Genomic DNA, 22,276 nt, shown 5'->3' on the forward strand with positions numbered 1-22,276 from the left:
CAGGACTCAGCGATCATCGTCGCGGTTGCGCGAGCCGCTGCTCTTCTGTGACTGGTCATGTTGACCCGACATGCCGGACTTCGACGTCCGGTCGTCCGTGCCCGAGCTGTGCTTGCGATCGCGACTCTGGTCGTCGGGTTTGTTGCTGCCACGGTTCTGGTTGGCATCCTGGTTCGGGTTTTGCATGCCGGGCTTGCGGTCGGTCGGCATTAGCTTGCTCTCCTTGGTGATGACCGTGATTGGTCACACGAGAGGATATGCCGCACCACGTTAGCCGAATGAAACCCGGATGTGAGCGCGAAGCTAACGTCATTCAGCGCGCTGAATGCCCGACGCCCTCACAGCCGCTTCGTAGGATGGGTTGAGCGAAGCGATACCCATCGCCTCGCGTGGTGTCGCGATGCTGATGTGTCGCGATGATGGGTATCGCCTCCGGCTCAACCCATCCTACGTTCGTCACACAGCGCGACGCCCGCGCAAGGCGGGCGTCGCAGTCAGGTCGATAAACGCGGATCAGCGCTCAGCGGTCAGCGATCGCGGTCGCGCGTGCCACTGCCCCTTTTCTGCTGGTCGTCGTCCACGCGGTTGCCGTGTCCGGTCAGGTCGGTGTCGCGCACGGGGTCCGGGGTGCCGGTGGTGTGCTTGCGCTCGCGGTTTTGTTCCAAGTCGTGCTGGGTGGTCGACTGGTTCTGCTTGCCACTCTGGTTGTTGCCAGTGGTGATGCGCGGGTCGTTCGGCATGGCGGATTTCCTCCGAGTGTCGCGACCGGGATGGGTCGACGAAAACGTTACGGCGCAGCGCGTTAGCGATCCGGCCACGCGGCGTGAGCGCCCGGCTAACGGCGTTCATCGCCATCAGCGCGCGCTCGCACCGCGCGGCCGATGCGCACGGTGCTATTCCTCCGGCGGCGGCTGCAGCTTCACCGCCACTTCCTCCAGCTCCGCGATCGCCGCTTCCAGCGCCTCGTGGAACTCGCCCTGGCGCACCATCAGGTTCTCGATCGTCTCGGCCTCGCCAAGCTTGGCCAGCTCGCCATCGAACTTCAGCCACTGGGTGGTCAGCAGCTCGACATTGTTCTTGGAGTAATGCCGCATCTCCTTGAGCTGGGTGACCGTGTCGTTGACATGGTCGAGCGGCGTCTTCGCGGTTTCATCGGACATAACGACCTCCTTGGGGGGAAAGGTGACTGCCGGCCAAGGCTAGCGACGGCGGCGAGATGCCGATGTAACGACGCGCGAAGCGCCGGGCGCGGGCGCAACCAGCCCCGGCCGGGGCCGCGATAATGCGGTGGCATGACTTCCCGCACCGCCCCCGATCCCGGCCACCAGCGCAGCGCCAGCCGCGGCCAGTGCTACCTGTACGTGCTGCCCTGTGCATACGAGGACATCCTCAAGCTGGGACTCTCGCGCGACCCGCTGTCGCGGATGCAGGCGCTGCACCGGCGCTACTTCGACTTCTTCGACCTCGACCGCGCGATCCTGGTCGAGACCGACAAGGTGCGCGAAGCCAGGGACCTGGAACTGGCACTGGGACGGGCGATCAAAGACCACAGCGCGCCTGCGCCCCTGATCGTGCGTCGCGAAGCCGCCGGTCACACCGAGTGGTATCGCGGCGCCCACGAAGCGCTGGCGCGCCAGGCCCAGGCGCTGTCCGAACAGGGCTACGTCGTGCACCGCGGCCTGCACGCCTGGGTCCGCCGCGGCCTGCTCGCTCGCAGCGAGCAGTTGCACACCTGGTCCCAGGCGGTGCTGGCCCTGATCGAATGCACTGACGACACCGCACTGCCCAGCGCGGTGCGCGACACCCTGGATGCGTATGTGGCGTTCGGGATCGAACTGGAGCCACGGCTGCCCGACGCGCTATGGCGCCGCTACCGTCCGGACCTCGCCAGGTAACACCGTGCCGGAGCCCCTCCGCCGTACGGCGCGCCCATCCCCGGCGCCCCTCCCGCGCGCATGCGCGTCGCCTGGCTGAAGCATTCAGCGTTTCGGGCTGCAGGGGCGTGCCGCGCCGCGCGGATTTCACGCGGCCGTAAAGTGGCCCGGACCAAGGTAAGCGCCCTCCCCCACCACCATTGAGTGCTGCCATGAAAAAGAGCGACTTCGACCGCGCGCAACTGGAAGAACTGCTTTACCAGGCGCTGGAAACCGAGATGGGCGGTGTAAAGGTCTACGAGACGGCGCTGCGCTGCGCGGTCAACGACGACCTGCGCAAGGAATGGACCGAGTACCTCGAGCAGACCCGCACCCACGTCGAAGTGGTGCGCAACGCGTTCAAGACCCTGGGCCTGGATCCCGCGACCATGACACCCGGCCGCAAGGTCGTCGGTCACATCGGCGCCTCGCTGGTCGCGGCCATGGAGATGGCACTGAAGGCTGGCGACAAGGCCGCCGCCCAACTGGTCGCGTGCGAGTGTGTGGTGCTGGCCGAGACCAAGGACCACGCCAACTGGGAACTGATCGGCCACGTCGCCAAGCACGGCAAGGGCGAGGAAGCCAAGGTGCTGCAGGCCGCGTTCGATGCGGTGGAAGAGGACGAGGACCATCACCTCTACCACACCAACGGCTGGTGCCGGGAGCTGTGGATCCAGTCGCTGGGATTCCCGGCCGTGCTGCCGCCGCCGGAAGAAGTCAAGCAGGTTGAGACCGCCATCGGCGCGTCGCGCGCGGAACAGGCGCGCGACCAGATGCTCAAGCAATAACGTCGGCCCGTCCCCAACGCGCCTTGAGTTCATAGCCGGTGGCGCCCTGCGCGCCGCGGCTTCCCCCGTTTACGCTGGAGAAAACCGATGAAAGCACTTGTCTACAACGGCCCCTGCGATGTCAGCGTGGTCGACAAGCCCAACCCCCGGATCGAGAAGCCGACCGACGCGCTGGTGCGCATCACCACCACCAATATCTGCGGCTCCGACCTGCACATGTACGAAGGCCGCACCGACATGCAGGCCGGCCGCATCCTGGGCCATGAAAACCTCGGCGAGGTGATCGAGGTCGGCAACGCCGTCGACCGCGTCAAGGTCGGAGACCGCGTGTGCCTGCCGTTCAACATCGGCTGCGGCTTCTGCGCCAACTGCGAACGCGGCCTCACCGGCTATTGCCTGACCTGCAACCCGGGCAACGCCGGCGCGGCCTATGGTTTCGCCGGCATGGGCCCGTACGAGGGCGGCCAGGCCGAGTACCTGCGCGTGCCGTATGCCGACTTCAATGCCCTGGTGCTGCCGCCCGGCTCGGAGGAGAAGGAGAACGACTACGTGATGCTGTCGGACATCTTCCCCACCGGCTACCACGCCACCGAACTGGCCGGCGTGCTGCCCGGCGAGACCGTGGTGATCTACGGCGCCGGACCCGTCGGCCTGATGGCCGCCTACTCGGCGATGATCAAGGGCGCGAGCAAGGTCATGGTGGTCGACAGCCACAAGGACCGGCTGGCACTGGCCGAGAAGATCGGCGCGATCGGGATCCACGACCTCGAAGGCAGCGGCGTGGCGCAGGTGCTGGAACTGACCAAGGGCAACGGCGCCGACCGCGGCTGCGAGTGCGTCGGCTACCAGTGCTGCAACAACGCCGAGCACGAGGTGCCGAATCTGACCATGAACAACCTGGTCAAGACGGTGAAGGCGACCGGCGGCATCGGCGTGGTCGGCGTGTTCATCCCGAAGGACCCTGGCGCGCAGGACGAGTTGGCCAAGAAGGGCCACCTGGCCTTCAACTTCGGCGAGTTCTGGTTCAAGGGCCAGTCAATCCGCACCGGCCAGGCCAACGTCAAGGCCTACAACCGCCAGCTGTGCAACCTGATCGAAGCGGGCAAGGCCAACCCGTCGTTCCTGATCTCGCACGAGTTGCCGCTGTCGCAGGCGCCCGAGGGCTACAAGAACTTCGACGCGCGCAAGGACGGCTGGACCAAGGTGGTGCTCAAGCCGGGTGCGTGATCTGCATGAGCCACTACAACCTTCGCGCCGACTATCCATTGGTCGTCGCCGTTTCATGGCTGGAGAGATCACGCTGGCGTTATTTCGCCGGGCGCATGTTCGCCCGACAAGCGCATCGAGTTCCAGACAAGAGCGCGCTCGCACCCAGTGAAATGACCCTCCAAAAAAGCGGTGCGGCAAGTCGACGCGCACTCATCCGGATTTCGACAAGGAAACCATCATGAACCGTCCTTCCGTTGGCCTCGGCCTGCTTCTGGTTTCAATCGCATTGCTCCTGCCCGCTTGCACCGCCAATACCAATGGAGAAGCCACCATGCCGGAAACTCCACAGCAGCAGTCACCACCGCCCGCGGCGCCAGACGCGACAGTCGCAACCCCGCCCAAGCCCGACATGGAGATGCAGGCGGTTCTCGACCAGCTCGCCAAACTCGGCGGCAAGCCGATCGAAACCCTGACACCGGAAGAGGCGCGGAAACAACCCACGCCCGCGGACGCCGTCAAGGCGTTGTTGCAGTCGCAAGGCAAGCCGACCGCACCGGAGCCCGTCGCCAAAGTCAGCAACCGCACCTTTCCCGGCGCTGGCGGCGCGGTGCCAATCCGCATTTACATGCCCGCACCGATGGCGGACCAAGGCGCGCCGCCACGCGCGGATGCAGACAAGCAGACGTGGCCGGTAGTGCTCTACATTCATGGCGGCGGTTGGGTGATTGCCGATCTGGATACCTATGACGCCTCGGCGCGAGCGCTGGCCAACCGAGCGCAGGCGATCGTGGTATCCACGCACTACCGGCAAGGTCCCGAGCACATGTTTCCGGCCGCGCACGAGGACACCTTGGCCGCTTACCAGTGGGTGCTGAAGAATGCCGCAAGCCTGGGCGGCGACCCCCGCAAGATCGCGCTGGTGGGCGAAAGCGCCGGCGGAAACATGGCAGCCAACATCGCCATCGCCGCACGAGACCGCAAATGGCAAGCGCCGCTGCACCAGGTACTGGTCTACCCCGTTGCCGACAACGACCTGAACTCGCCCTCGTACCAGGAAAACGCCAACGCCAAACCGTTGAACAAGGCGATGATCGAATGGTTCGTCAAGCACTACGTCGGCGCGCCGGAAAAGACCGCTGACCCGCGGATCGCGCTGGTCAAGACCCCCGACCTGAAGGGCGTCGCACCGGCCACGATCGTGCTCGCCCAGATCGATCCGTTGCGCTCGGATGGCGAGAAGTACGCTGCGCGTCTGCGCGAGTCGGGCGTGCCGGTGGAACTGAAAACCTACGACGGCGTTGCCCACGAATTCTTCGGAATGGGCGCTGCGGTGGACAAGGCGAAGCAGGCACAGGCGTTTGTCGGCGAACGCTTGCGTGCGGCCTGGGCCACGCCCAGTCCCGAAACCGACTGAACGAAGAAGCTGGGTAGTTCGTAGGATGGGTTGAGCCGAAGGCGATACCCATCAATGCGCGGTACCGACTGCCACGATGGGTATCGCTGCGCTCAACCCATCCTACGGACTAGGTTTCGAGCGGGTGGCTGGGGAGCGGTTCGCCATCGGCGCATGCAGAAAATGCCGCCACCGATCGTCGATGCACCGCACTCTAGCCGGGGGAAAGCGGGCGCCGCTCTGCCTGCGGTAGCGTCACCACGAACCGGCTCCCTTGCCCGCTCCCGGCGCTGCTGGCAACCACCTGGCCTCCGTGCGCTTCGACCAACTCGCGTACCACCGTAAGGCCGATACCCAGGCCCGTGCCGTTGAAACCCACCGCCGCGGCGTGCTGCATGAACGGCTCGAACACGCTCGGCAAGGCCTCGGCGGTGATGCCGATACCGCTGTCGGTCACGGCCAGCACGAGGGTTTTGTCGGCGGCCGTCACTATCAAGGCGATGTCGCCGCCATCGGGCGTGTACTTGGACGCGTTGTCGAGCAGGTTGCTGACGATCTGCGCGAGGCGGAGCGGGTCGCCGTGGATCACAAGATCGCTAGCGGGCACCTGCACGCGCAGGTGCTGCCCCCGCGCGTCGATCGCCGACCGGCAGGCATCCACCGCCTCGTCGATGACGCCGGCCAGGTCGACGGAACGGCGTTCGATCCGCAGCTTGCCGGTGCTCGCGCGCGAGACATCCAGCAGGTCGTTGAGCAGCCGCGAGATGTGCAGCACCTGGCGCTCGATGATCGCTTGCAGCCGCGGCAGTTCGTCGGTGCGCACGCGGCCCAGCAGCCCGGCCGCGGTGCGAATCGGTGTCAGCGGATTCCGCAATTCGTGCGCCAGCACGGCCAGAAAATCCGCCTGCTGCCGGTTGGCCTGCTCGGCCGTGGACTGCAGGCCCTGCGCATCGAGCGCCGAACGCACCAGTTGCTCGTTCGCCTCGCGTATCTGCGCGTGCCGGAGCTTCTGTTCGGCCGGCGGCGGATAGGCGCGCAGTGGGTCCGCGAGTCCAGGCTGCGGCGATTGCGGGCTGCACTCGCGCGACGGATCGCCGCCGCTGAATACAAAGAAGCCCAGTCCGTGCCGCTTGGCCCGGTACATGGCCGCGTCCGCGCACTCGATCAGGGTCTCGACCTCCTCGCCGTCATCGGGGTAGACGCTGATGCCGATGCTGGCCGAGAGCCGCAGCGGGTGCTCACCCACGTGGTAAGGCGCCGCCAGCGCCGCCATCACCTTTTCGGCGACCACGACCGCGTCGGCGGCCTGGCCCACCTCGGCCAGCAGGATCAGGAACTCGTCGCCGCCGTGGCGGCTGACGGTGTCCTCGTCGCGGACGGCGGACACCAGGCACTGCGCGGTGCGCCTGAGCACGTCATCGCCGACCGCGTGGCCGAGCGTGTCGTTGATCTGCTTGAAGTTGTCGAGGTCCACGAACAGCAGCGCGAACCGGGTGCCATGCCGCTTGGCCGTGGCGACGGTCTGCGCGACCCGGTCGAGCAGCAGGAGGCGGTTCGGGAGCTGCGTGAGGGCGTCCAGTTCGACCAGGCGCGACACGTCCTCCAGCGCCTGGGTGGCGGTTTCGGCGTCGGTCCGCGCTTGCAAGGTCGCCGACAGCAACTGTTCGTTGACCTCGACCAGTTGCGCTGCCAGGCCGTCGCCCAAACGGTGCTCCGACTCGACCAACTGCTGCTGCAACTGGGTGAGCTCCACGCGCGCGCGTTCTACCCGGTCCTGCAACCAGGCCAACTCGTGCGCCGCGGCCACCGCCGCATCCCCGGTGCGATCGGGCAGGGAGTTCACGGCCGCTGCCCCGGGCCCATCACCTCAATCATCATCGCCACCCGCGATCGGGTCGGCGGGATCGACAAGGTGTCGTCTGCGCGGCCGGCCGCCGAGCAGGCCTTCCAGGTCGGTGAGCGTTCCGCCCATGCGGATGCCAGCGGCGTCGATGCTGTATTCGCGCAACTCGTTGGAGTGATGGCTCGCGCGCACCTTGACTACTGCCAGCATGCGCAGCAGGTGGCTGTCGACCTCCATGTAGCGCTGCACGATGATCGCGTCGGTCAGGAACGCGGTGCCGTACGGGCTGAAGCGCAGATCGGTGTAGCGGTCTTCCAGTTCGGAGGTCGCCAGCACGGTGACGCCCTCGCACGCCAAGGTGGTGATCAGGCGCGCGAGGTTCTCGCGGAAGTCCTCGCGGAACGTCGGCGCCAGGTACAGCTCGAATCCGGACAGCGAGTCGATGACCACGCGGGTGGCCTTGAGCCGGCGGATCTCGTTGAGCAATTGGTGGGTGATCTCGTCGATCGACAGGTCCGGCGCCCGGCTTTCCACCAGGCCGACGCTGCCGTTCGCGATCAAGTCGGCGACCACCCGATGGCGCGAGCGCCTGGGGTGCTGGTCAAAGGCGGCGATGACGCCGGTCTCGCCGCAGCGCGCACCCTCGGCCAGGAAGGACGCGGACAGCATGCTCTTGCCCGATCCCGAAGGCCCGGCGACCAGCAGCGAGTAGCCGCGCGGCACGCCGCCGCCGAGCATCTCGTCCAGGCCGGACACGCCCAGACGGGCACGGGACGCGGGCGCTTCGGTGTTGGCCACGTCCGTCGGCACCGGAACGCGCGCGGGCGCAAACACCTGGATGCCCGCCGAGCTGATCCGAAAAGTGTGAAGCCCCGGCAACGTCGCCTGGCCGCGCATCTTCATGACTTCCAGCTTGCGGACCATGGAGTTGCGCTGCACGCTTTGGCGCAGGCAGACCATTCCGTCGGCCACCGTAAACACCGGATTGGCGTCGGTGGCGGAGTACTCGCCGATCAGGAAGGTTGTGGCCTGCCAGCTGGTCATCAGCACGCCCAGCTGTTGCACGAACTGTTGCAGGTCGTTGTGCGTGCGGTGGTCTGTTGTGCCTGCCTGCGCCATCGACCGGAACGAGTCGACGAAGACGAACGCCGGCGCGTGGGTTTTCACCTCCGCGACGATGCGGTCCAGCAACCGCTGGGGGTCACCGGCGAGCGCGCTGTCGGACAGGTTGCGAAAACGGATCGCGTGGTCGATCGCTTCGTTGTCGAAGAAATCGAACTGCTGCTGGTAGCGCAGCATCTTCAGCGGCGGCTCGCCCAGCACGGTCAAGTAAAGGGCAGAGCGCTGCGGCGTTGCCAACGCGAACATCATCTGGTGCGCGAGCGTCGTCTTGCCACACCCCGGCGCGCCGGCGATCAGGTTGAACGAGAACTCCGGCAAGCCGCCGCCGAGCACCTCGTCCAAGCCCGGTACGCCGGTGGCGAGGCGGTGAATGGCTACTTTGTCGGTCATGACGGAATCTCCTGCGCGGCCGCATCGCCGGGTAAGTCGTGCCACACCGGATGCAGCAGTCGCTCGGTGAGCGAGGAGCCTATGAGGGTCACCAGCAAGTTATCGAACGCCTGGAGAAACGCACCACCGGCAGTGGCGGCCTCAGCGCTGCTGCGCTGTGCGAGTGCCTGCTCCAGCGCGACCAGGTCCATGGCGTCCTGAACGCCTTGGTGCACGCCGCTCAACCACGGGTACCCGGGAATGGTGAGATGAAGGCTGCGCTGGTAGAGCAGCGACACGCCGTGCTGGCCGAGGATCGGAGAGAGAGCGTCATCAATCGCCTTCCACGCCGAAACCACCGACTCCGCGACCGGCTGCGCATCCCCTTGCTCGGCATGACGCGCCAAGGCATCTGCCCATCGAAGGTTCCCTTGGCTCTGCACGGCTGCTGACTAACCCGAGCGATCTAATCCCGATAGTTGGTCTTGGCCGGTTACGGCCTTGTGAGCAGTGAGAGCCCGATGCGACGGCAAATCGTCGCCGCAACGCACTCTGCTGAGCCCAGCACGTCCGCTTAGTGCCGTTTGCGTGAATGCGGCGAGTCGTACCGCGTGGTGGATGGCGGCGCACGCGCGGTCCTTTCCTTTTGAAAAAGGGGCACCAAAGGGGATTTGCTTTTGCCTCTGGCCACTGGCCGACAGCCGAAAAGCAAATCCTCCCCTGCCCTCCTTTTTCAAAGGAGGGAGCAAGGCATTCAGCCCATCCACGGCACGCGCGGTTTTCCCCCTTTGAAAAAGGGGGACCAAGGGGGATTTGCTTCTGCGCCTGGCCACTGGAAAACAGCCCAAGCGCAAATCCTCCCCAACCCTCCTTTTTCAAAGGAGGGAGCAACGCATTCGACCCATCAACGGGCTAGATTTCGCGCGGGTGGTGGGCGAGCAATTCGCCATCGGCGCACGCGATCCATGCCGCCGCGCAATCATCGACGCGCTGGCCGCCGGTGAACGCGGAAAACGCGGGCAGGATGGTCTGCCCAGCGGCGAGCAGGAACGCCGGATACCGACCGCGCAGGCCCGGCAGCCGCACCACCGGGTGCACGTGACCGCACATCACGTGCAACCCATGCGCATCGGCCACGTCGAGCGGCTGGTGGCGAAAGCGGAACGGGCCGTCGGGCACGTCCTCCGGCAACAGGCGCACCCCCAGTTCGGCGGCGACCAGCGCGCGGTCGTGGTTGCCCGCCACCACGCCCACCTCCAGCCCGGGATGCGTCGCGAGCAAGCCGCGCCACGCGTGCTCGACGTCCGCGTGCCGCGCGCCATGCAGGAAGTCGCCGAGCACCCACAGCTCGCGCGCGCTGGTCTCGCGCAGCAACCCATCCAGTCGCGCCAGGTCATGGCCGGTGCCGCCACTGGGCACGGCGATGCCGGCCGAGCGCAGGATCGCGCCCTTGCCCAGGTGCAGATCGGCGATCAGCAACCGCCGGCGCGCCGGCCAGTACAGCGCGCGGTCCGCCAGCACCTGGACGGGCTCGCCCGCCAGTCGCAGCTCAAGCACGCGGGGCATGCCGCCGCTCCAGTTGCGCGGCCGCGCGCGCCACGCGCGTGCGCCAGTCCTCGGTGCTGAGCTGGCCGCGGATCGAATCGGCCCACAGCGGAAACGCGAGAGGCGTCAGGCTGCTTGGCCGGTGCAGGTCGAGCGTGCGTTCGCGGCAGCGCTGCAGCACCGCGTGCAGGTGGCGCACCTCGAGTTGCACTTCGAGCACCTGCCGCTCCGCTTGCGCCAGCAGCACGTGCCCCGGGTCGTGCTGGCGCAGCACATCGAACAGCAGCCCGCTCGACGCCTGCAACTGCCGCAGCGAACGCGCGGCGCGACCCGGCAACGAAGGCGGCAGCAGGCCGGCGACGCGCGCGACCTCGCGGAACTGGCGGCGCGCCAGTTCCGCCAGGTTGACGCCGTGGCGCAGGTCGTCCATCAGCCCCTCGGGGGACAGCAGCCGCGCCAGCAGTTCGGGATCGGGCCACGCTTCGGCCTGCGCGGTCAGCACCAGCCCGTAGTCGCTCACCGCCCAGCCGAACGTGTTCGGCGCCTCGCGCGCCCAACGCAATGCCAGCAGCGCCGCCAGCCCTTCGTGGACCGCGCGCCCGGCGAACGGGAACAGGAACAGGTGCCAGCCCTGGCGGCTCTTCACCGCTTCCGCCAGCAGGGTGGCGGGGCTGGGCAGCGCCGACAGGCGCGACTGCAGTTGCAGCAGCGGCGCCAGCGCGCGCATCTCCGGGCTGGCGGGTGGGCCGGCGAGGATGGCCTCGACCTGCGCGCCCAGCTCGCTCGACATCGGCAGGCTGCCGCCCTGCCAGCGCGGCACCCGGCCGTCCGCGCGCTTGGCGATCCGCACGTACGCGGTCATGTCGCGCAGCTGGACCAGCTCGAGCGTGCGGCCGGCAAACTGGAACCGGTCGCGCGGCCGCAGCCGGCCCACGAACGCCTCTTCCACCGATCCCAGGAAGCCGCCCTTCATGTAGCGCACCTGGACGCTGCCGTCGCTGGTGATGGTGCCGATCGACAGCCGATGCCGGAACGCGATGCGGCGGTCGTGCACGCGGTAGATGCCGTCCTCGTCGCGGAGCACGCGGCGGAAGTCGGGGTAATGCTCCAGCGCGCTGCCGCCGCGCACGATGAAGTCGAGCACCGCCTGCCAGGCCACGTCGGGCAGGTCCGCGTATGCATGCGTGCCGCGCACCTCGCGCAGCAACGCGTCGGGTTCGAAGCCACCGCCCAGGGCCAGCGTGACGCAGTGCTGCGCGAGCACGTCCAGCGGCATCAGCGGCGGCGGCCGCGACTCGACATGACCGTGCGCGAGCGCCACCCGCGCCGCCGCGTATTCGGCCAGCTCCAGCGCGTGGGTCGGCACGCCGACCACCTGCCCGGCCTCGCCCGGCCGGTGCCGCGCGCGCCCGCCGCGCTGCATCAGCCGCGCCATGCCCTTGGGGCTGCCGACCTGCAGCACCTGGTCGACGGCCGGAAAGTCCACGCCCAGGTCGAGGCTGGAAGTGGCGACCACGCAGCGCACGCTGCCGTCGCGCAGGCCGGCTTCGGCGGCGCCGCGCAGCGACGCGTCCAGCGAGCCGTGGTGTAGCGCAAGCGTCGCCGGATCGTCCAGCCATACCGCCTGCAGCGCGCGATACCACAGCTCCGCCTGCGCGCGGGTGTTGGTGAACAGCAGGCTTGATCGCGCGCGCTGCAGCACCTCCGCCACCCGCCCCAGCTGCGACAACCCCAAGTGCCCCGCCCATGGAAAGCGCTCGCCCGCCTGCGGCAACAGCGTCTCCACCGTCATCCGCCGCGGCCGCGGCGCGGACACGATCGCCGCGTTGGGCGCGTGCGGCAGCAGCACCGCACGCGCCTGCTCCAGGTTGCCCAGTGTCGCCGACAACCCCCAGATCGGGGCCTCGGGCGCGATCGCGCGCAGCCGTGCCAGGCACAGCTGCAACAGCACGCCGCGCTTGTTGCCGAGCAACTCGTGCCACTCGTCGACCACCACGCCACGCACGCCGGCCAGCAGCTCGCCCGCATCGGGGTAGGACAGCATCAGCGCGAACGATTCGGGCGTTGTCACCAGCACGTCGCTCAAGCCCTTGCGCGCGAGCCGGCGATCGCGCGCGCTGGCGTCGCCGGTGCGCATCGCCACCGTCCACGGCACGCCCAGCCCGTCGATCGGCACCTGCATCGCGCGCACGGTGTCGGTGGCCAGCGCGCGCAGCGGCGTGATCCACAGCAGGCGCAGCCGCGGCGGGGCGGGCACGCCGCGTCGCGCGCGCACCGCGGCGTCGCCCAGCTTCAGCGCCTGCAACAGCGGACCGCCGAGTGCGGCCAGGGTCTTGCCGCTGCCGGTGGGCGTGACCAGCAGGCCGGACTCGCCGGCCAGGTAGCGGCGCCACGCCTCGCGCTGGAACGGCGCCGGGCGCCAATCGCGCGCGGCGAACCAGTCCATCAATGGCGCGGTCGGATTCCGCCGTCGCGCGGGGCCAGAAGAATCCGGGCTCACTGCGCGAGCGCCCTGAGCGACTCGATCCGGTCGGCCTCGGCCGCGGGCTTGTCGGTGCGCCAGCGCAGGATCCGCGGGAACCGCACCGCCACCCCGGACTTGTGCCGGGTCGAACGGTTCACCCCTTCGAAGCCCAGTTCGAACACGTGCTCGGGCGTGACCGAGCGCACCGGCCCGAAGCGCTGCAGCGTGTTCGCGCGGATCCAGCGGTCCAGGCGCAGGATCTCGGTGTCGTCCAGCCCCGAGTACGCCTTGGCGACCGGCACCAGCGCATCGCCTTCCCACAACGCGAACGTGTAGTCGGTGTACAGCGTGCTGCGCCGGCCGGAGCCGGATTGCGCGTAGACCAGCACCGCGTCGACGGTCAGCGGATCGACCTTCCACTTCCACCAGTCGCCACGCTTGCGCCCGTGCCGGTACGGCGACTCGCGGCGCTTGAGCATCAGCCCTTCCACGCCCCGGTCGCGCGCCTGCTCGCGCAACTGCGCGGCCTGCTCCCAGCCCGATGCCGCGACCTCGGGCGATAGCCGGAGCAGCGGGTGCGCGGCGCTGTCGAGCAACTCGGCCAGCAGCGCACGCCGCTGCGCCAGCGGCCGTTCGCGCAGGTCCGCGCCGTCCAGTTCCAGCAGGTCGTAGGCGAGCACCCGCGCCGGCGCATTGGCCAGCGCCTTCGGGCCGGGCTTCAGGCGCTGGATCCGCGTCTGCAAGGCCGAGAACGGCAGCGGCGCGGCGTCCTCGCCCTGCCACGCCAGCAGCTCGCCATCGATCACCGCATCGCGCGCCAGCAGCGCCGCGGCCGCCTCGATCTCGGGAAAGCGCCCGTCCATGCGTTCCTCGCCGCGCGACCACAGCGCGATGTCCGCGCCGCGGCGGATCAGCTGCAGGCGGATGCCGTCCCACTTCCACTCCAGCAGCCACTCGCCGATCTCGCCCAGCGCTACGGCCTCGCCCTCCAGCGGCGATGCCAGGAAGAACGGGTACGGCAGCGCCGCGTCACCGGCCTGGGCGTCCGGCGACAGCAGGCCGGCCAGGAATTCCGGTGACGGCGTCCACCGGCCCAGCATCCGTTGCGCGATGCGCGCGATGTCCAGCCCCGACAGCTCCGCCAGCGCGTTCTGCACCAGCCCGGTCGACACGCCCACGCGCAGCGCGCCGGTCAGCAGCTTGTTGAACACCAGCCGCTCGCGGAAGCGCAGGCTGCGCCACGCCGCGACCACCACCGCGCGCCGCGCGTCGGGCTCGGCGCCGGCCACCGGCAGCAACCGGCCCTCGATCCAGTCGGCCAACGAGGTGTCGTGCGCGGGCTGCAGCGGGTCGTCCAGCAGCAACGCGAGCGTTTCCGCCAGGTCGCCGACCGCGTGGTGGCTGCTCGCGACCAGCCAGTCCGGGGTAGCGCTTTCCTCGCCGATCCACGCGCGCAGCTCGCCGCTGCTGGCGATGCGCGCGCGGGCGCCGCCGACCTTGCCGCCAGCGAGCAACCACAGCGCCCACGCCGCATCGCGCGGCGGCGCATCGCGGAAGTAATCGACCAGCGCCGCACGCTTGTCGCCGGTGCCGGTGCTGCGGTCGAGCCGTTCGTAGAGCGCGGCGAAACGCTGCATCAGTCGTCCTCGCCGTAGGCGGTCTGGAACACACCCGCATCCACCCCCGACTCGCGCAGCACGCGCACCAGCGCCTCGGTGTCGCCGTGGGTCGCGATCACCCGCGCAGCGCCGGTCTCGCGCGTGGTGCGCAGCAGCGCCGGCCAGTCGGCGTGGTCGGAGACCACGAAGCCGCGGTCCAGGTTGCGGCGCCGGCGGTTGCCGCGCAGGCTCATCCAGCCCGAGGCGAACCCCTGCTGCGCGCGTCGGAAGCGGCGCACCCACGGGCTGCCCGCCGCCGACGGCGGCGCGATCACCAGCTCGCCGGCAAAGTCCGCGCCGCGCGGCTCGTCGGCCACCCGGTTGGTGGCCAGCATCGGCACGCCGGCCGCGCGGTAGACCTGCACGCCGGCATCGATCGCGCCGTGCACCCACGCCGGGCGGTCGGTGTGCGCGTCCAACTCGGCGAGCACGCGCTGCGCCTTGCCCAGCGCGTAGCAGTACAGGATCGCCGCTTCGCCATTGGCCGCGCATTCCTCGCGCCAGGCCACGATCTCGCGCGCCACGTCGGCGGTCGCCGGCCAGCGGTAGATCGGCAGCCCGAATGTCGCCTCGGTGATGAACACATCGCACGGCACCACCTCGAACGGCAGGCAGGTCGGATCGAAGTCGCGCTTGAAGTCGCCCGACAGCACCCAGGTCTCGCCGCCGGCCTCGATCCGCACCTGGGTCGAGCCCAGCACGTGCCCGGCCGGATGGAACGACACCGTCGCCCCGCCGATCCGGAACCGCTCCCCGTGCGCGTGCACCCGGTAGTCCTGCTCGCGCAGCCGCCATTGCAGGATCGGCAGGCCCGCGTCCACCACGTAGTAACAGCCCATGCCCACGCGCGCGTGGTCGCCATGGCCGTGCGTGATCACCGCCCGCGGCACCGGCCGCCACGGGTCGATATGGAAGTCCCCGACCGGGCAGTACAGGCCTTCGGGCGTCGTCACCACCAGGTCATGCGTCGTACCCAGAAACCACCCCGTGCGCGTGGAAGGCGAGAGGCGACGACAGTGCACGGGCGCGCGTTAAGCCGGGGCGACCGCGCCCCGCGACGACCGCGCGCGTGCCGAGGACACCGGCCCTCGAACACCTGAGCGGGCCTTCCTGCCGCAACCAACGCACGGCGCGATCGTCAGCGCTGCGCGCAACCCCTCCTACGGCCCCGTTTGATCGACCGCACAGCACGGCGCCCGCACGAGGCGGGCGCCGAAGGGTGTCGCAGGGGCCAGGCGGTCAGCGATGGTCGTCGCGTTTGCCGCTGCTCTTCTGCGAGTGGTCGTTTCCGGACATCCCTGACTTGGACATCCGATCCTCCGATCCAGCGGTCTGCTTCCTGACCCGATCCTGGTCGGATGTGCCGGTGTTCCGACGGCCATCCTGACTCGGCTTACCGGTCTGGTTGCGATCATGGATCGGCATTGCCTAGCACTCCTCCCGTTCGACGACCCGCATGGGTCGATGCGGAGAGTACCCAGCCCCACGTTACGGACGCGAAACCCGGGCGTGACGCCCGCCTAACATTTCGTAGGATGGGTTGAGCCGAAGGCGATACCCATCGCCTCGTGACACATGCCGGGTGTGTGTCGCTTGATTCGAGTTGTGCAGCCTTGACCCAGGCGATCATCTTGTCGATGTCAACAAAATGATCCTCGGCCGTCGAATTCACGCCGGCGCGGTGTAAAGGTACTTCTGGAAACCCACGAACACGCCACGAATTTGCTCGGCGGTTCCCAGATCGGCGGCGGCGTCCGCAATCGCGCCGCTGTACTGGAGTCGCAGCAGCGGGGAGAGCTTGTCGAGGTCGAGTTCGTCGACGCCCTCCTCCACGTAGTGGCCCAACACGAACTCCAGGAAGGCCAACTGCTTGTTGTTCCGGTAGCTGGTGTTGATACCCGCTTTTGCCAGAACCGCTCGCTCGCCACGAGTGATCGGTGCGCGCGCATAGGCCACGTAGGCGAGCACGTCGAACAGGTCGCTGTCCTCGGCCTCGATGATCTTCTGCATCTCGACCAGTTGCGTGCGGCCGAAACCCTTGTCGGCCAGTCCCGCCAGCAGCGCCTTGCGGGTGGAGGGATCGCTCCAGATCGCGCGCAGTTGGTCTTCGTCAGCGAAGAACTCGGGCAGTGCGCCGAACAGACTCTCGATGAACTGCTTGCCCGACATCGGCTTGCCGTCGGCGCCGAGGTAGCTGGTCGACGACATACTCTGGATCTTGCGAGCCTTGCCGTCGGCTAGCTGGATCTTCAGCGGAGGCAGACAAGCGGCTCCTTCGTCGCCGTCGACGCCACTAGGCCCGTCTATCGATGGACCATCGCCCTCGACCCGCGCCGCACGCGGCCCGGTCAGAACTGGCTCGGCCGGCTCGCCGTCCCATTCCGGATCCTCGAAGTGCTCGTAGGCCTTTACGAAATCGAAGATCGTGAAGTAGTCCTTGCCGTCTAGCAGGCGCGTGCCACGTCCGATGATCTGCTTGAACTCGATCATCGAACCGACCGGCCGCATCAGCACGATGTGGCGCACGCCGCGCGCATCCACGCCGGTGGACAGCTTCTGGGAGGTGGTGAGCACGGTCGGGATGACGTTGTCGTTGTTCTGGAAATTCTTCAGGTGCTCGTCGCCGATCGCGCCGTCGTTCGCGGTCACCCGCACGCAGTAGTCGGGGTGGGCGACTGTCTTGCGCTGGTTGATCAGGTCCCGCACCAGCGCCGCATGTTCCTGGGTGGCGCAGAACACCAGCGTCTTCTCCTGCGGCCCGATTTCGGCCATGAACAGCCCGACGCGGTAGGCCTCACGCTCCGGGATGATGATCAGGCGGTTGAACTCGGTCTCGGTATAGCGCTTGCCTGGCACCACCTCGCCGGCCACCACGGCGTCGTCGGGCGTCCAGGTGTAGTCGTCCATGGTGGTCGCGAACTGGCGCACCTTGAACGGAGTAAGGAAGCCGTCGTTGATGCCCTCCTTCAGCGAGTACGTGTACAGCGGCTCGCCAAAGTAGGCGTAGGTGTCGACATTGCCGCGGCGCTTGGGGGTGGCGGTCAGGCCCAGCTGCACCGCTGGTGCGAAGTGCTCGAGGATGTCGCGCCAATTGCTCTCATCGTTGGCACCGCCGCGGTGGCACTCGTCGATGACGATGAAGTCGAAGAAGTCCGGCGGGTACTCGCCGAAATAGGGCGCGCCGCCCGGCCCGCTCATGAAGGTCTGGAAGATGGTGAAGAAGACGCTGCCGTTGGTCGGCACCGTGCCCCTCTGGCGGATGTCCGCCGGCGAGATGCGCACCAGCGCATCGTCGGCAAAGGCCGCGAATGCGGCGAAGTCGGAGAACGCCTGGTTGGCCAGCGTGTTGCGGTCGGCCAGGAACAGGATGCGCGGCCGGCGCGTGGGTTCGCCACTGAGATTCCAGCGCGTCTGGAACAGCTTCCACGCCAACTGGAACGCGATCGAGGTCTTGCCGGTGCCGGTCGCCAGCGTCAGCAGCATCCGATCGCGGCCGGTGGCGATCGCCTCCAGCGCGCGGTTGACGGCGATGTCCTGGTAATAGCGGATCTGCCACTGGCCGCTCTTGTCCGGGAATGGCACCGTGGCGAAGCGGTCGCGCCACACATTGGCCTGCGCGAAGGTCGCATCCCACAGCGCCTCCGGCGTTGGCCAGGCGTCCACCGGCCCCTCGGCGCCGGTCAGCATGTCGACCCGGTAGATGCCGTCGCCATTGGTCGAGTATGCGAACCGCACCTGCAGCTTGGCGGCGTAGCGCTTGGCTTGGCCCAATCCCTCAGTGACCCCAGCGGCGCGCTTCTTGGCTTCGATCACCGCCAAGCGCTGGCCGCGGTGCACCAGCACGTAATCGGCGATCTCGGGTTTGGCGCGCTGGCCAGCGCCCTGCAAGCGGCCCAGGGTGATGTGTTCGCGGCGGACGCGGCTGGCGTCCACCACGCCCCAGCCGGCGTCATGCAAGGCGGGGTCGATCAGCTCGGCCCGGGTCTCGGCTTCATTCACGCGGTTCTATCCCCTGTTCCTCCGGGGATAGTAGCCATTGCGGGGTGGGATCAGAAACGCGGAAGCACCGCGTCTGGCTTACTTGGCAGTGGCAGCCTGGAACAGGACGCGCTGCTGACGCTCGGTGGCCCGTTCGAGCACGACTTTGTACACCTTCTTCTTCTCGGCAGAAGAGGCGTTACGGATGAAGTCGGAGAAGGGCGTGGACGCCACTTTCTTGGGCTTGGGGCGCAGAGAAAACATGGTTCTTGCCTAGGTCAGGCCCAGCATCGTGCGCAGGGCAATGGGATCGTATTTCTCGGGCACGTGGCTGTCAATTTGGTCGACGTTGTTCACAAATGTCCGGTTGGTGCCATCCAGGTTCTTCAATAGCAGGTCGATCCGGATGTCGCCGTCAAAGTGGCGCTTGAGCCGGTTGACCACGTCGCGGGCCGCGAAATACTGCTCAACAAAGGTTTCCGGGTGGATCTTGCGTCCTTCCAGACACTCCCTGGCCTGAACGAAGGCCCAGGCCTGCGCCGGCTCCTGGTACACGTACAGCACCTGAACGGCCCGGCCCTTGGCCAGCGAACGGTCGATGTTGTCGACCGCCCGGTCGAAGTGGGTCAGGGTGCCGTCGAGCAGAAAGCTCTGCGACTGGCGGAACGCCACATCCAGTATCCGGTCGACCAGCACCGCCACCGCGCGCTGGAACAGCCAGGCGTTCTCGCCGGTGTATCCCGGCAACTCCTTGCGCAGTTCGTCCGGGTCGATCCGCAGGACGCAGCCGCCGACCCGCTCGATCAGTTCGATCGAGGCCTCGGTCTTGCCGGCGCCGGGCGAGCCGGCCATGAACACCGACACTGGCGATTCCTCGGCCGGAAACGTGTCCGGGTTGGCCAGCCGCGCCGCCAGCGCCTTGCGATTCGCCTTGGCGAACGCCAGCGCTTCGTCGTAGATCTGCTGTTCGGCGACGGTGAGCGCCATCGCGCCTCCTTCAGGACAACTCGCCGGCGAAGGCTTTGGCAAGCAGGGATTGTTTGAGTTCGTCGAGGGCGGCGAGCTTCTGGCGTTGGGTGCGTTCTAGACGCAACGACTCTGACTTCAATGCGTCCAATTGAGAGACGAGTCGCTGCTGCTCGGCGAGATCACGGGGAAAACTGATCTCGATTTTCTTCAGCAGGCTCGCCTTTATCCCGAGCGCGGTTGCACCGGTAGCCTTGTCGCGAATGCGTTCTTGGACCGTCGGCGAAAGCAGCAGGTACTTGAGGAGCGTGTTGTCGAGCACAGCTGGATCGGGCTGCATGATGATCACGCGCTGGGCGAAGACCACCTTTTCATCCGTATCCAATTGCGCCACGTTGCCGAGCGGCGCTTCCGTGGTGAACAGCACGTCCCCCTTCTTTGGTATCCCACGCGTCATCCAGCTGCCGTAGCTCCTCGGATCGACGAACTCCATAGGGGTTCTCTGAAGAAATCCCATTTTGACGTTCTTGGCGGTTATGAGGCGCAGCCCGGCTTCGGTCTTGGTGGGCGTCCGCCCCCGGTAGTCAATGAAACGGATGCAGCGGTCAATCGTGGTGTCGACCCATCCTTCTTTACCGCTACCAAACACTTGCTGCAGATGGCTCTCGAACAGCGCCCGGGCGTTCTGCAGGTTCTTCTCGGAATTGGCCTTGGCGGTGGCGATACCGGCAAACGCTTGGTCGAGGATGGCGACGATGCGCTTCTGCTCGTCCATAGGCGGCAGGAAAATCTCAACAGCCTTTAGCTTTCCTCCGGATAGCTCCTTGAACGTGGCTCCGGTTCCGAGACTTTCGAGCAGTTCTGCGACGTTGCCCAAGTAGTAGTAGAGGAACTTGTGGTGCACTCCGGACGCGGGGACGAGACCCTTACAACCTTGATTGGTCGCCATCGGCTCTGCATTGATCACTAAATGACCGATTGGTGCCCGCGACGAAAGGATGACTGAGTTCGCGGGCAGCAATTTGGCTGAGCAGTCTTGTAGCCCCGCATCGGTCAGCGTACGCGCCGTCTCATCCACATACGGATTGCTTCGCTTGCCCATCTCTGCCGGCGTGATCCACCGATGATGACCGCCCCAGTACTGGGCAACGCTGGTCTTTGGCGTCGCGCCATTCACAACCTCGCAAACTTCTCCGATGGTGCTGAGCTGCCAGCCCGCTCTCACAACAAACCCCGGATACCCAGCAGGATTTCCCCACTCTCCGCGTCCAGCGCCGCGATTTCGTCGAGGATCGCCTGCGGACTGCGCAGCGCCACGGCATCGCCTCCATTCGGATTCTTCACCGACAGATCGAACGTCGACGCATCGATCCCGCCCACATCCACCGACCACGACTGCGCACTGTCGGCGAACGTCTTCTGCCGCGCGACAAAATCGGCCAGGTCGTTGTCGTTGAGCGGGCTGGTCTTGCCGAAGTTGCGCCCCGCATCGAGCTGGTAGTACCAGACCTGGCGTGTCGGCGCGCCCTTGTCGAAGAACAGCACCACGGTCTTGACGCCGGCACCCTGGAACGTACCGCCGGGCAGGTCGAGCACCGTGTGCAGGTTGCAGCTTTCCAGCAGCAGCTTACGCAAGGACACGCTGGCCTTGTCGGTGTTGGACAGGAAGGTGTTCTTTATGACGATGCCGGCGCGGCCGCCGGCGCGCAGGCTGCGGATGAAGTGCTGCAGGAATAGGTACGCGGTCTCGCTCGACTTGATCGGGAAGTACTGCTGGAGCTCGGCGCGCTCCTTGCCGCCGAACGGCGGGTTGGCCAGCACCACATCAAAGCGGTCCTTGTCTTGGATGTCGTCAAGGTTCTCGGCCAGGGTGTTGGTGTGGATGACGTTCGGCGCCTCGATGCCGTGCAGGATCATGTTCATGATCGCGATCACGTAGGCGAGGCTCTTCTTCTCCTTGCCGACGAAGGTGCGCTTCTGCAGCGTGTCGACGTCGTTGGTGCTCAGGCCGGGCTTGGCGTTGAGGTAGTCGAATGCCTCGCAGAGGAAGCCCGCGCTGCCAACGGCGCCGTCATACACGCGCTCGCCGATCTTCGGATCGACCACCTGGATGATCGCGCGGATCAGCGGGCGCGGCGTGTAGTACTCGCCGCCGTTGCGCCCGGCGTTGCCCATGTTGCGGATCTTGGCTTCGTACAGGTGCGAGAGCTCGTGCTTCTCGGTCTGGCTGCGGAAGCGCAGGCCGTCGATCAGCTCGATCACCTCGCGCAGGTTGTAGCCGGACTGGATGCGGTTCTTCAGTTCGCCGAATATCTCGCCGATCTTGTACTCAATGGTGTCGGCGCTACTGGCCTTGCCCTTGAACGCGTGCAGATAGGGAAAGAGTTTGCCGTTGACGAACTCGCGCAGGTCGTCGCCGGTCATCGCCTTGTGGTGGTCGATGCGGCCATCGGCCTTCTTCGGCGCGGCCCACGTATCCCAGCGGAACTCAGGATCGAGGATGTGGCGGTACTTCTTGCCCGCAAGACCGGCGTCGATCGCCTTGTCCTGCTCCAGCGCATCGAGGTACTTGAGGAACAGCAGCCACGACGACTGCTCGGTGTAATCCAGCTCGCTGGTGCAGCCGGCATCCTTGTGCAGGATGTCGTCGATGTTCTTGAACGCTTGCTCAAACACTACGGTGGGATCCCCAAATTGCCCGGACGTGACTTTACAGGAGCGTCCGGGTTGGCCCGTTCCGCCGCGGTGGCGCTTGGCGGATTGCTCCCTCAGCCATTGCGCCCTGCAAGTGCCCCGATCTCAACTGGCTCTACTCCTCTCTCGGGCGTGCCCTCGTCGTGGGTCTCACCGTCGGCGACCGGGGGCTAGAAAAAGCCCTGATCGCGGCTGGGCGGGGAGCGGTTCCTAGGGGCGCGATGGGCGGGATGGCAGTGGTGACCTGAAGGGGCCAAGCCCAGCCTACGGCGCTGGCGCGCAAGCTGTTGTTTTTGCGTGACTTTGGCGGCCGTGAGATGCGGATACGGCCGCT

20 protein-coding genes are annotated in these 22,276 nt (G+C 67.1%); 5 read left to right on the forward strand and 15 right to left on the reverse strand.

Annotated elements, in window-relative coordinates:
• Window positions 1-6: 6 nt before the first annotated feature.
• The 3 genes from ACFQZQ_RS13930 to ACFQZQ_RS13940 form a co-directional block, all read right to left on the reverse strand.
• Window positions 7-210, reverse strand: a complete 204-nt coding sequence (locus ACFQZQ_RS13930; protein ID WP_386813530.1) for a hypothetical protein — start codon at window positions 208-210, stop codon at window positions 7-9.
• Between the two features lie 317 nt (window positions 211-527).
• Window positions 528-740: a hypothetical protein gene (locus tag ACFQZQ_RS13935; protein ID WP_386813531.1), complete on the reverse strand. Its 213-nt coding sequence runs from the start codon at window positions 738-740 to the stop codon at window positions 528-530.
• Between the two features lie 153 nt (window positions 741-893).
• Entirely contained in the window at window positions 894-1,160 is a 267-nt protein-coding gene (locus tag ACFQZQ_RS13940; protein ID WP_386813532.1) for a hypothetical protein, read from the reverse strand.
• 132 nt (window positions 1,161-1,292) lie between these two features.
• Between ACFQZQ_RS13940 and ACFQZQ_RS13945 the strand changes: the two genes are divergently transcribed.
• The 5 genes from ACFQZQ_RS13945 to ACFQZQ_RS13965 all read left to right on the forward strand — a co-directional run bounded on the left by ACFQZQ_RS13945 (window position 1,293) and on the right by ACFQZQ_RS13965 (window position 5,324).
• On the forward strand, window positions 1,293-1,895 hold the full coding sequence (locus ACFQZQ_RS13945; RefSeq protein ID WP_386813533.1) for a GIY-YIG nuclease family protein: 603 nt from the start codon (window positions 1,293-1,295) through the stop codon (window positions 1,893-1,895).
• A gap of 191 nt (window positions 1,896-2,086) precedes the next feature.
• Entirely contained in the window at window positions 2,087-2,701 is a 615-nt protein-coding gene (locus ACFQZQ_RS13950) for a hypothetical protein (protein ID WP_386813534.1), read from the forward strand.
• Window positions 2,702-2,788: 87 nt separating this feature from the next.
• Window positions 2,789-3,928, forward strand: a complete 1,140-nt coding sequence (locus tag ACFQZQ_RS13955; protein WP_386813535.1) for a glutathione-independent formaldehyde dehydrogenase — start codon at window positions 2,789-2,791, stop codon at window positions 3,926-3,928.
• Window positions 3,929-3,933: 5 nt separating this feature from the next.
• The gene (locus ACFQZQ_RS13960; protein WP_386813536.1) at window positions 3,934-4,152 is read left to right on the forward strand and encodes a hypothetical protein; all 219 of its coding nucleotides are present in this window, start codon (window positions 3,934-3,936) and stop codon (window positions 4,150-4,152) included.
• Window positions 4,149-5,324: an alpha/beta hydrolase gene (locus ACFQZQ_RS13965; RefSeq protein ID WP_386813537.1), complete on the forward strand. Its 1,176-nt coding sequence runs from the start codon at window positions 4,149-4,151 to the stop codon at window positions 5,322-5,324. Before ACFQZQ_RS13960 ends, ACFQZQ_RS13965 begins: the two co-directional genes overlap by 4 nt.
• Before the next feature lie 193 nt (window positions 5,325-5,517).
• Here the strand turns inward: ACFQZQ_RS13965 and ACFQZQ_RS13970 are convergent, their stop codons facing one another.
• The 12 genes from ACFQZQ_RS13970 to ACFQZQ_RS14025 form a co-directional block, all read right to left on the reverse strand.
• On the reverse strand, window positions 5,518-7,146 hold the full coding sequence (locus ACFQZQ_RS13970) for a diguanylate cyclase domain-containing protein (protein WP_386813538.1): 1,629 nt from the start codon (window positions 7,144-7,146) through the stop codon (window positions 5,518-5,520).
• A gap of 24 nt (window positions 7,147-7,170) precedes the next feature.
• Window positions 7,171-8,658 carry an RAD55 family ATPase gene (locus ACFQZQ_RS13975; RefSeq protein WP_386813539.1) on the reverse strand — a complete coding sequence of 496 codons (1,488 nt, stop codon included), beginning with the start codon at window positions 8,656-8,658 and terminating at the stop codon, window positions 7,171-7,173.
• Entirely contained in the window at window positions 8,655-9,044 is a 390-nt protein-coding gene (locus tag ACFQZQ_RS13980) for a hypothetical protein (protein ID WP_386813540.1), read from the reverse strand. The genes ACFQZQ_RS13975 and ACFQZQ_RS13980 overlap by 4 nt, the downstream gene beginning before the upstream one ends.
• Window positions 9,045-9,549: 505 nt before the next feature.
• Window positions 9,550-10,203 (reverse strand): ligase-associated DNA damage response endonuclease PdeM, encoded by a 654-nt coding sequence (gene pdeM, locus ACFQZQ_RS13985; protein WP_386813541.1) that lies wholly within the window; start codon window positions 10,201-10,203, stop codon window positions 9,550-9,552.
• Window positions 10,187-12,628, reverse strand: coding sequence for a ligase-associated DNA damage response DEXH box helicase (locus ACFQZQ_RS13990; RefSeq protein WP_386813542.1), 2,442 nt, complete (start codon window positions 12,626-12,628; stop codon window positions 10,187-10,189). The genes pdeM and ACFQZQ_RS13990 overlap by 17 nt, the downstream gene beginning before the upstream one ends.
• A 50-nt stretch (window positions 12,629-12,678) precedes the next feature.
• Window positions 12,679-14,283, reverse strand: a complete 1,605-nt coding sequence (locus tag ACFQZQ_RS13995) for an ATP-dependent DNA ligase (RefSeq protein WP_386813543.1) — start codon at window positions 14,281-14,283, stop codon at window positions 12,679-12,681.
• On the reverse strand, window positions 14,283-15,281 hold the full coding sequence (locus ACFQZQ_RS14000) for a ligase-associated DNA damage response exonuclease (protein WP_386813676.1): 999 nt from the start codon (window positions 15,279-15,281) through the stop codon (window positions 14,283-14,285). The genes ACFQZQ_RS13995 and ACFQZQ_RS14000 overlap by 1 nt, the downstream gene beginning before the upstream one ends.
• A gap of 691 nt (window positions 15,282-15,972) precedes the next feature.
• Complete coding sequence (hsdR, locus tag ACFQZQ_RS14005; protein WP_386813544.1) at window positions 15,973-18,303, reverse strand: EcoAI/FtnUII family type I restriction enzme subunit R; 2,331 nt, start codon at window positions 18,301-18,303, stop codon at window positions 15,973-15,975.
• Between the two features lie 78 nt (window positions 18,304-18,381).
• Window positions 18,382-18,546 carry a hypothetical protein gene (locus ACFQZQ_RS14010; RefSeq protein WP_386813545.1) on the reverse strand — a complete coding sequence of 55 codons (165 nt, stop codon included), beginning with the start codon at window positions 18,544-18,546 and terminating at the stop codon, window positions 18,382-18,384.
• 9 nt (window positions 18,547-18,555) lie between these two features.
• On the reverse strand, window positions 18,556-19,269 hold the full coding sequence (locus tag ACFQZQ_RS14015) for a zeta toxin family protein (protein ID WP_386813546.1): 714 nt from the start codon (window positions 19,267-19,269) through the stop codon (window positions 18,556-18,558).
• Window positions 19,270-19,279: 10 nt separating this feature from the next.
• Window positions 19,280-20,473, reverse strand: a complete 1,194-nt coding sequence (locus tag ACFQZQ_RS14020) for a restriction endonuclease subunit S (RefSeq protein WP_386813547.1) — start codon at window positions 20,471-20,473, stop codon at window positions 19,280-19,282.
• The gene (locus ACFQZQ_RS14025) at window positions 20,470-21,924 is read right to left on the reverse strand and encodes a class I SAM-dependent DNA methyltransferase (RefSeq protein ID WP_386813548.1); all 1,455 of its coding nucleotides are present in this window, start codon (window positions 21,922-21,924) and stop codon (window positions 20,470-20,472) included. Before ACFQZQ_RS14025 ends, ACFQZQ_RS14020 begins: the two co-directional genes overlap by 4 nt.
• Window positions 21,925-22,276 lie beyond the last annotated feature (352 nt).

It is taken from the genome of Lysobacter koreensis, from assembly GCF_042677045.1.
In the GTDB taxonomy this organism is placed as follows: domain Bacteria; phylum Pseudomonadota; class Gammaproteobacteria; order Xanthomonadales; family Xanthomonadaceae; genus Lysobacter_K; species Lysobacter_K koreensis.

Coding starts and splice junctions, on each gene's coding strand:
- ACFQZQ_RS13930 (WP_386813530.1), bottom strand. CDS start 210: ATGCCGACCGACCGCAAGCCCGGCATGCAAAACCCGAACCAGGATGCC.
- ACFQZQ_RS13935 (WP_386813531.1), bottom strand. CDS start 740: ATGCCGAACGACCCGCGCATCACCACTGGCAACAACCAGAGTGGCAAG.
- ACFQZQ_RS13940 (WP_386813532.1), bottom strand. CDS start 1,160: ATGTCCGATGAAACCGCGAAGACGCCGCTCGACCATGTCAACGACACG.
- ACFQZQ_RS13945 (WP_386813533.1), top strand. CDS start 1,293: ATGACTTCCCGCACCGCCCCCGATCCCGGCCACCAGCGCAGCGCCAGC.
- ACFQZQ_RS13950 (WP_386813534.1), top strand. CDS start 2,087: ATGAAAAAGAGCGACTTCGACCGCGCGCAACTGGAAGAACTGCTTTAC.
- ACFQZQ_RS13955 (WP_386813535.1), top strand. CDS start 2,789: ATGAAAGCACTTGTCTACAACGGCCCCTGCGATGTCAGCGTGGTCGAC.
- ACFQZQ_RS13960 (WP_386813536.1), top strand. CDS start 3,934: ATGAGCCACTACAACCTTCGCGCCGACTATCCATTGGTCGTCGCCGTT.
- ACFQZQ_RS13965 (WP_386813537.1), top strand. CDS start 4,149: ATGAACCGTCCTTCCGTTGGCCTCGGCCTGCTTCTGGTTTCAATCGCA.
- ACFQZQ_RS13975 (WP_386813539.1), bottom strand. CDS start 8,658: ATGACCGACAAAGTAGCCATTCACCGCCTCGCCACCGGCGTACCGGGC.
- pdeM (WP_386813541.1), bottom strand. CDS start 10,203: ATGCCCCGCGTGCTTGAGCTGCGACTGGCGGGCGAGCCCGTCCAGGTG.
- ACFQZQ_RS13990 (WP_386813542.1), bottom strand. CDS start 12,628: ATGGACTGGTTCGCCGCGCGCGATTGGCGCCCGGCGCCGTTCCAGCGC.
- ACFQZQ_RS13995 (WP_386813543.1), bottom strand. CDS start 14,283: ATGCAGCGTTTCGCCGCGCTCTACGAACGGCTCGACCGCAGCACCGGC.
- ACFQZQ_RS14010 (WP_386813545.1), bottom strand. CDS start 18,546: ATGTTTTCTCTGCGCCCCAAGCCCAAGAAAGTGGCGTCCACGCCCTTC.
- ACFQZQ_RS14015 (WP_386813546.1), bottom strand. CDS start 19,269: ATGGCGCTCACCGTCGCCGAACAGCAGATCTACGACGAAGCGCTGGCG.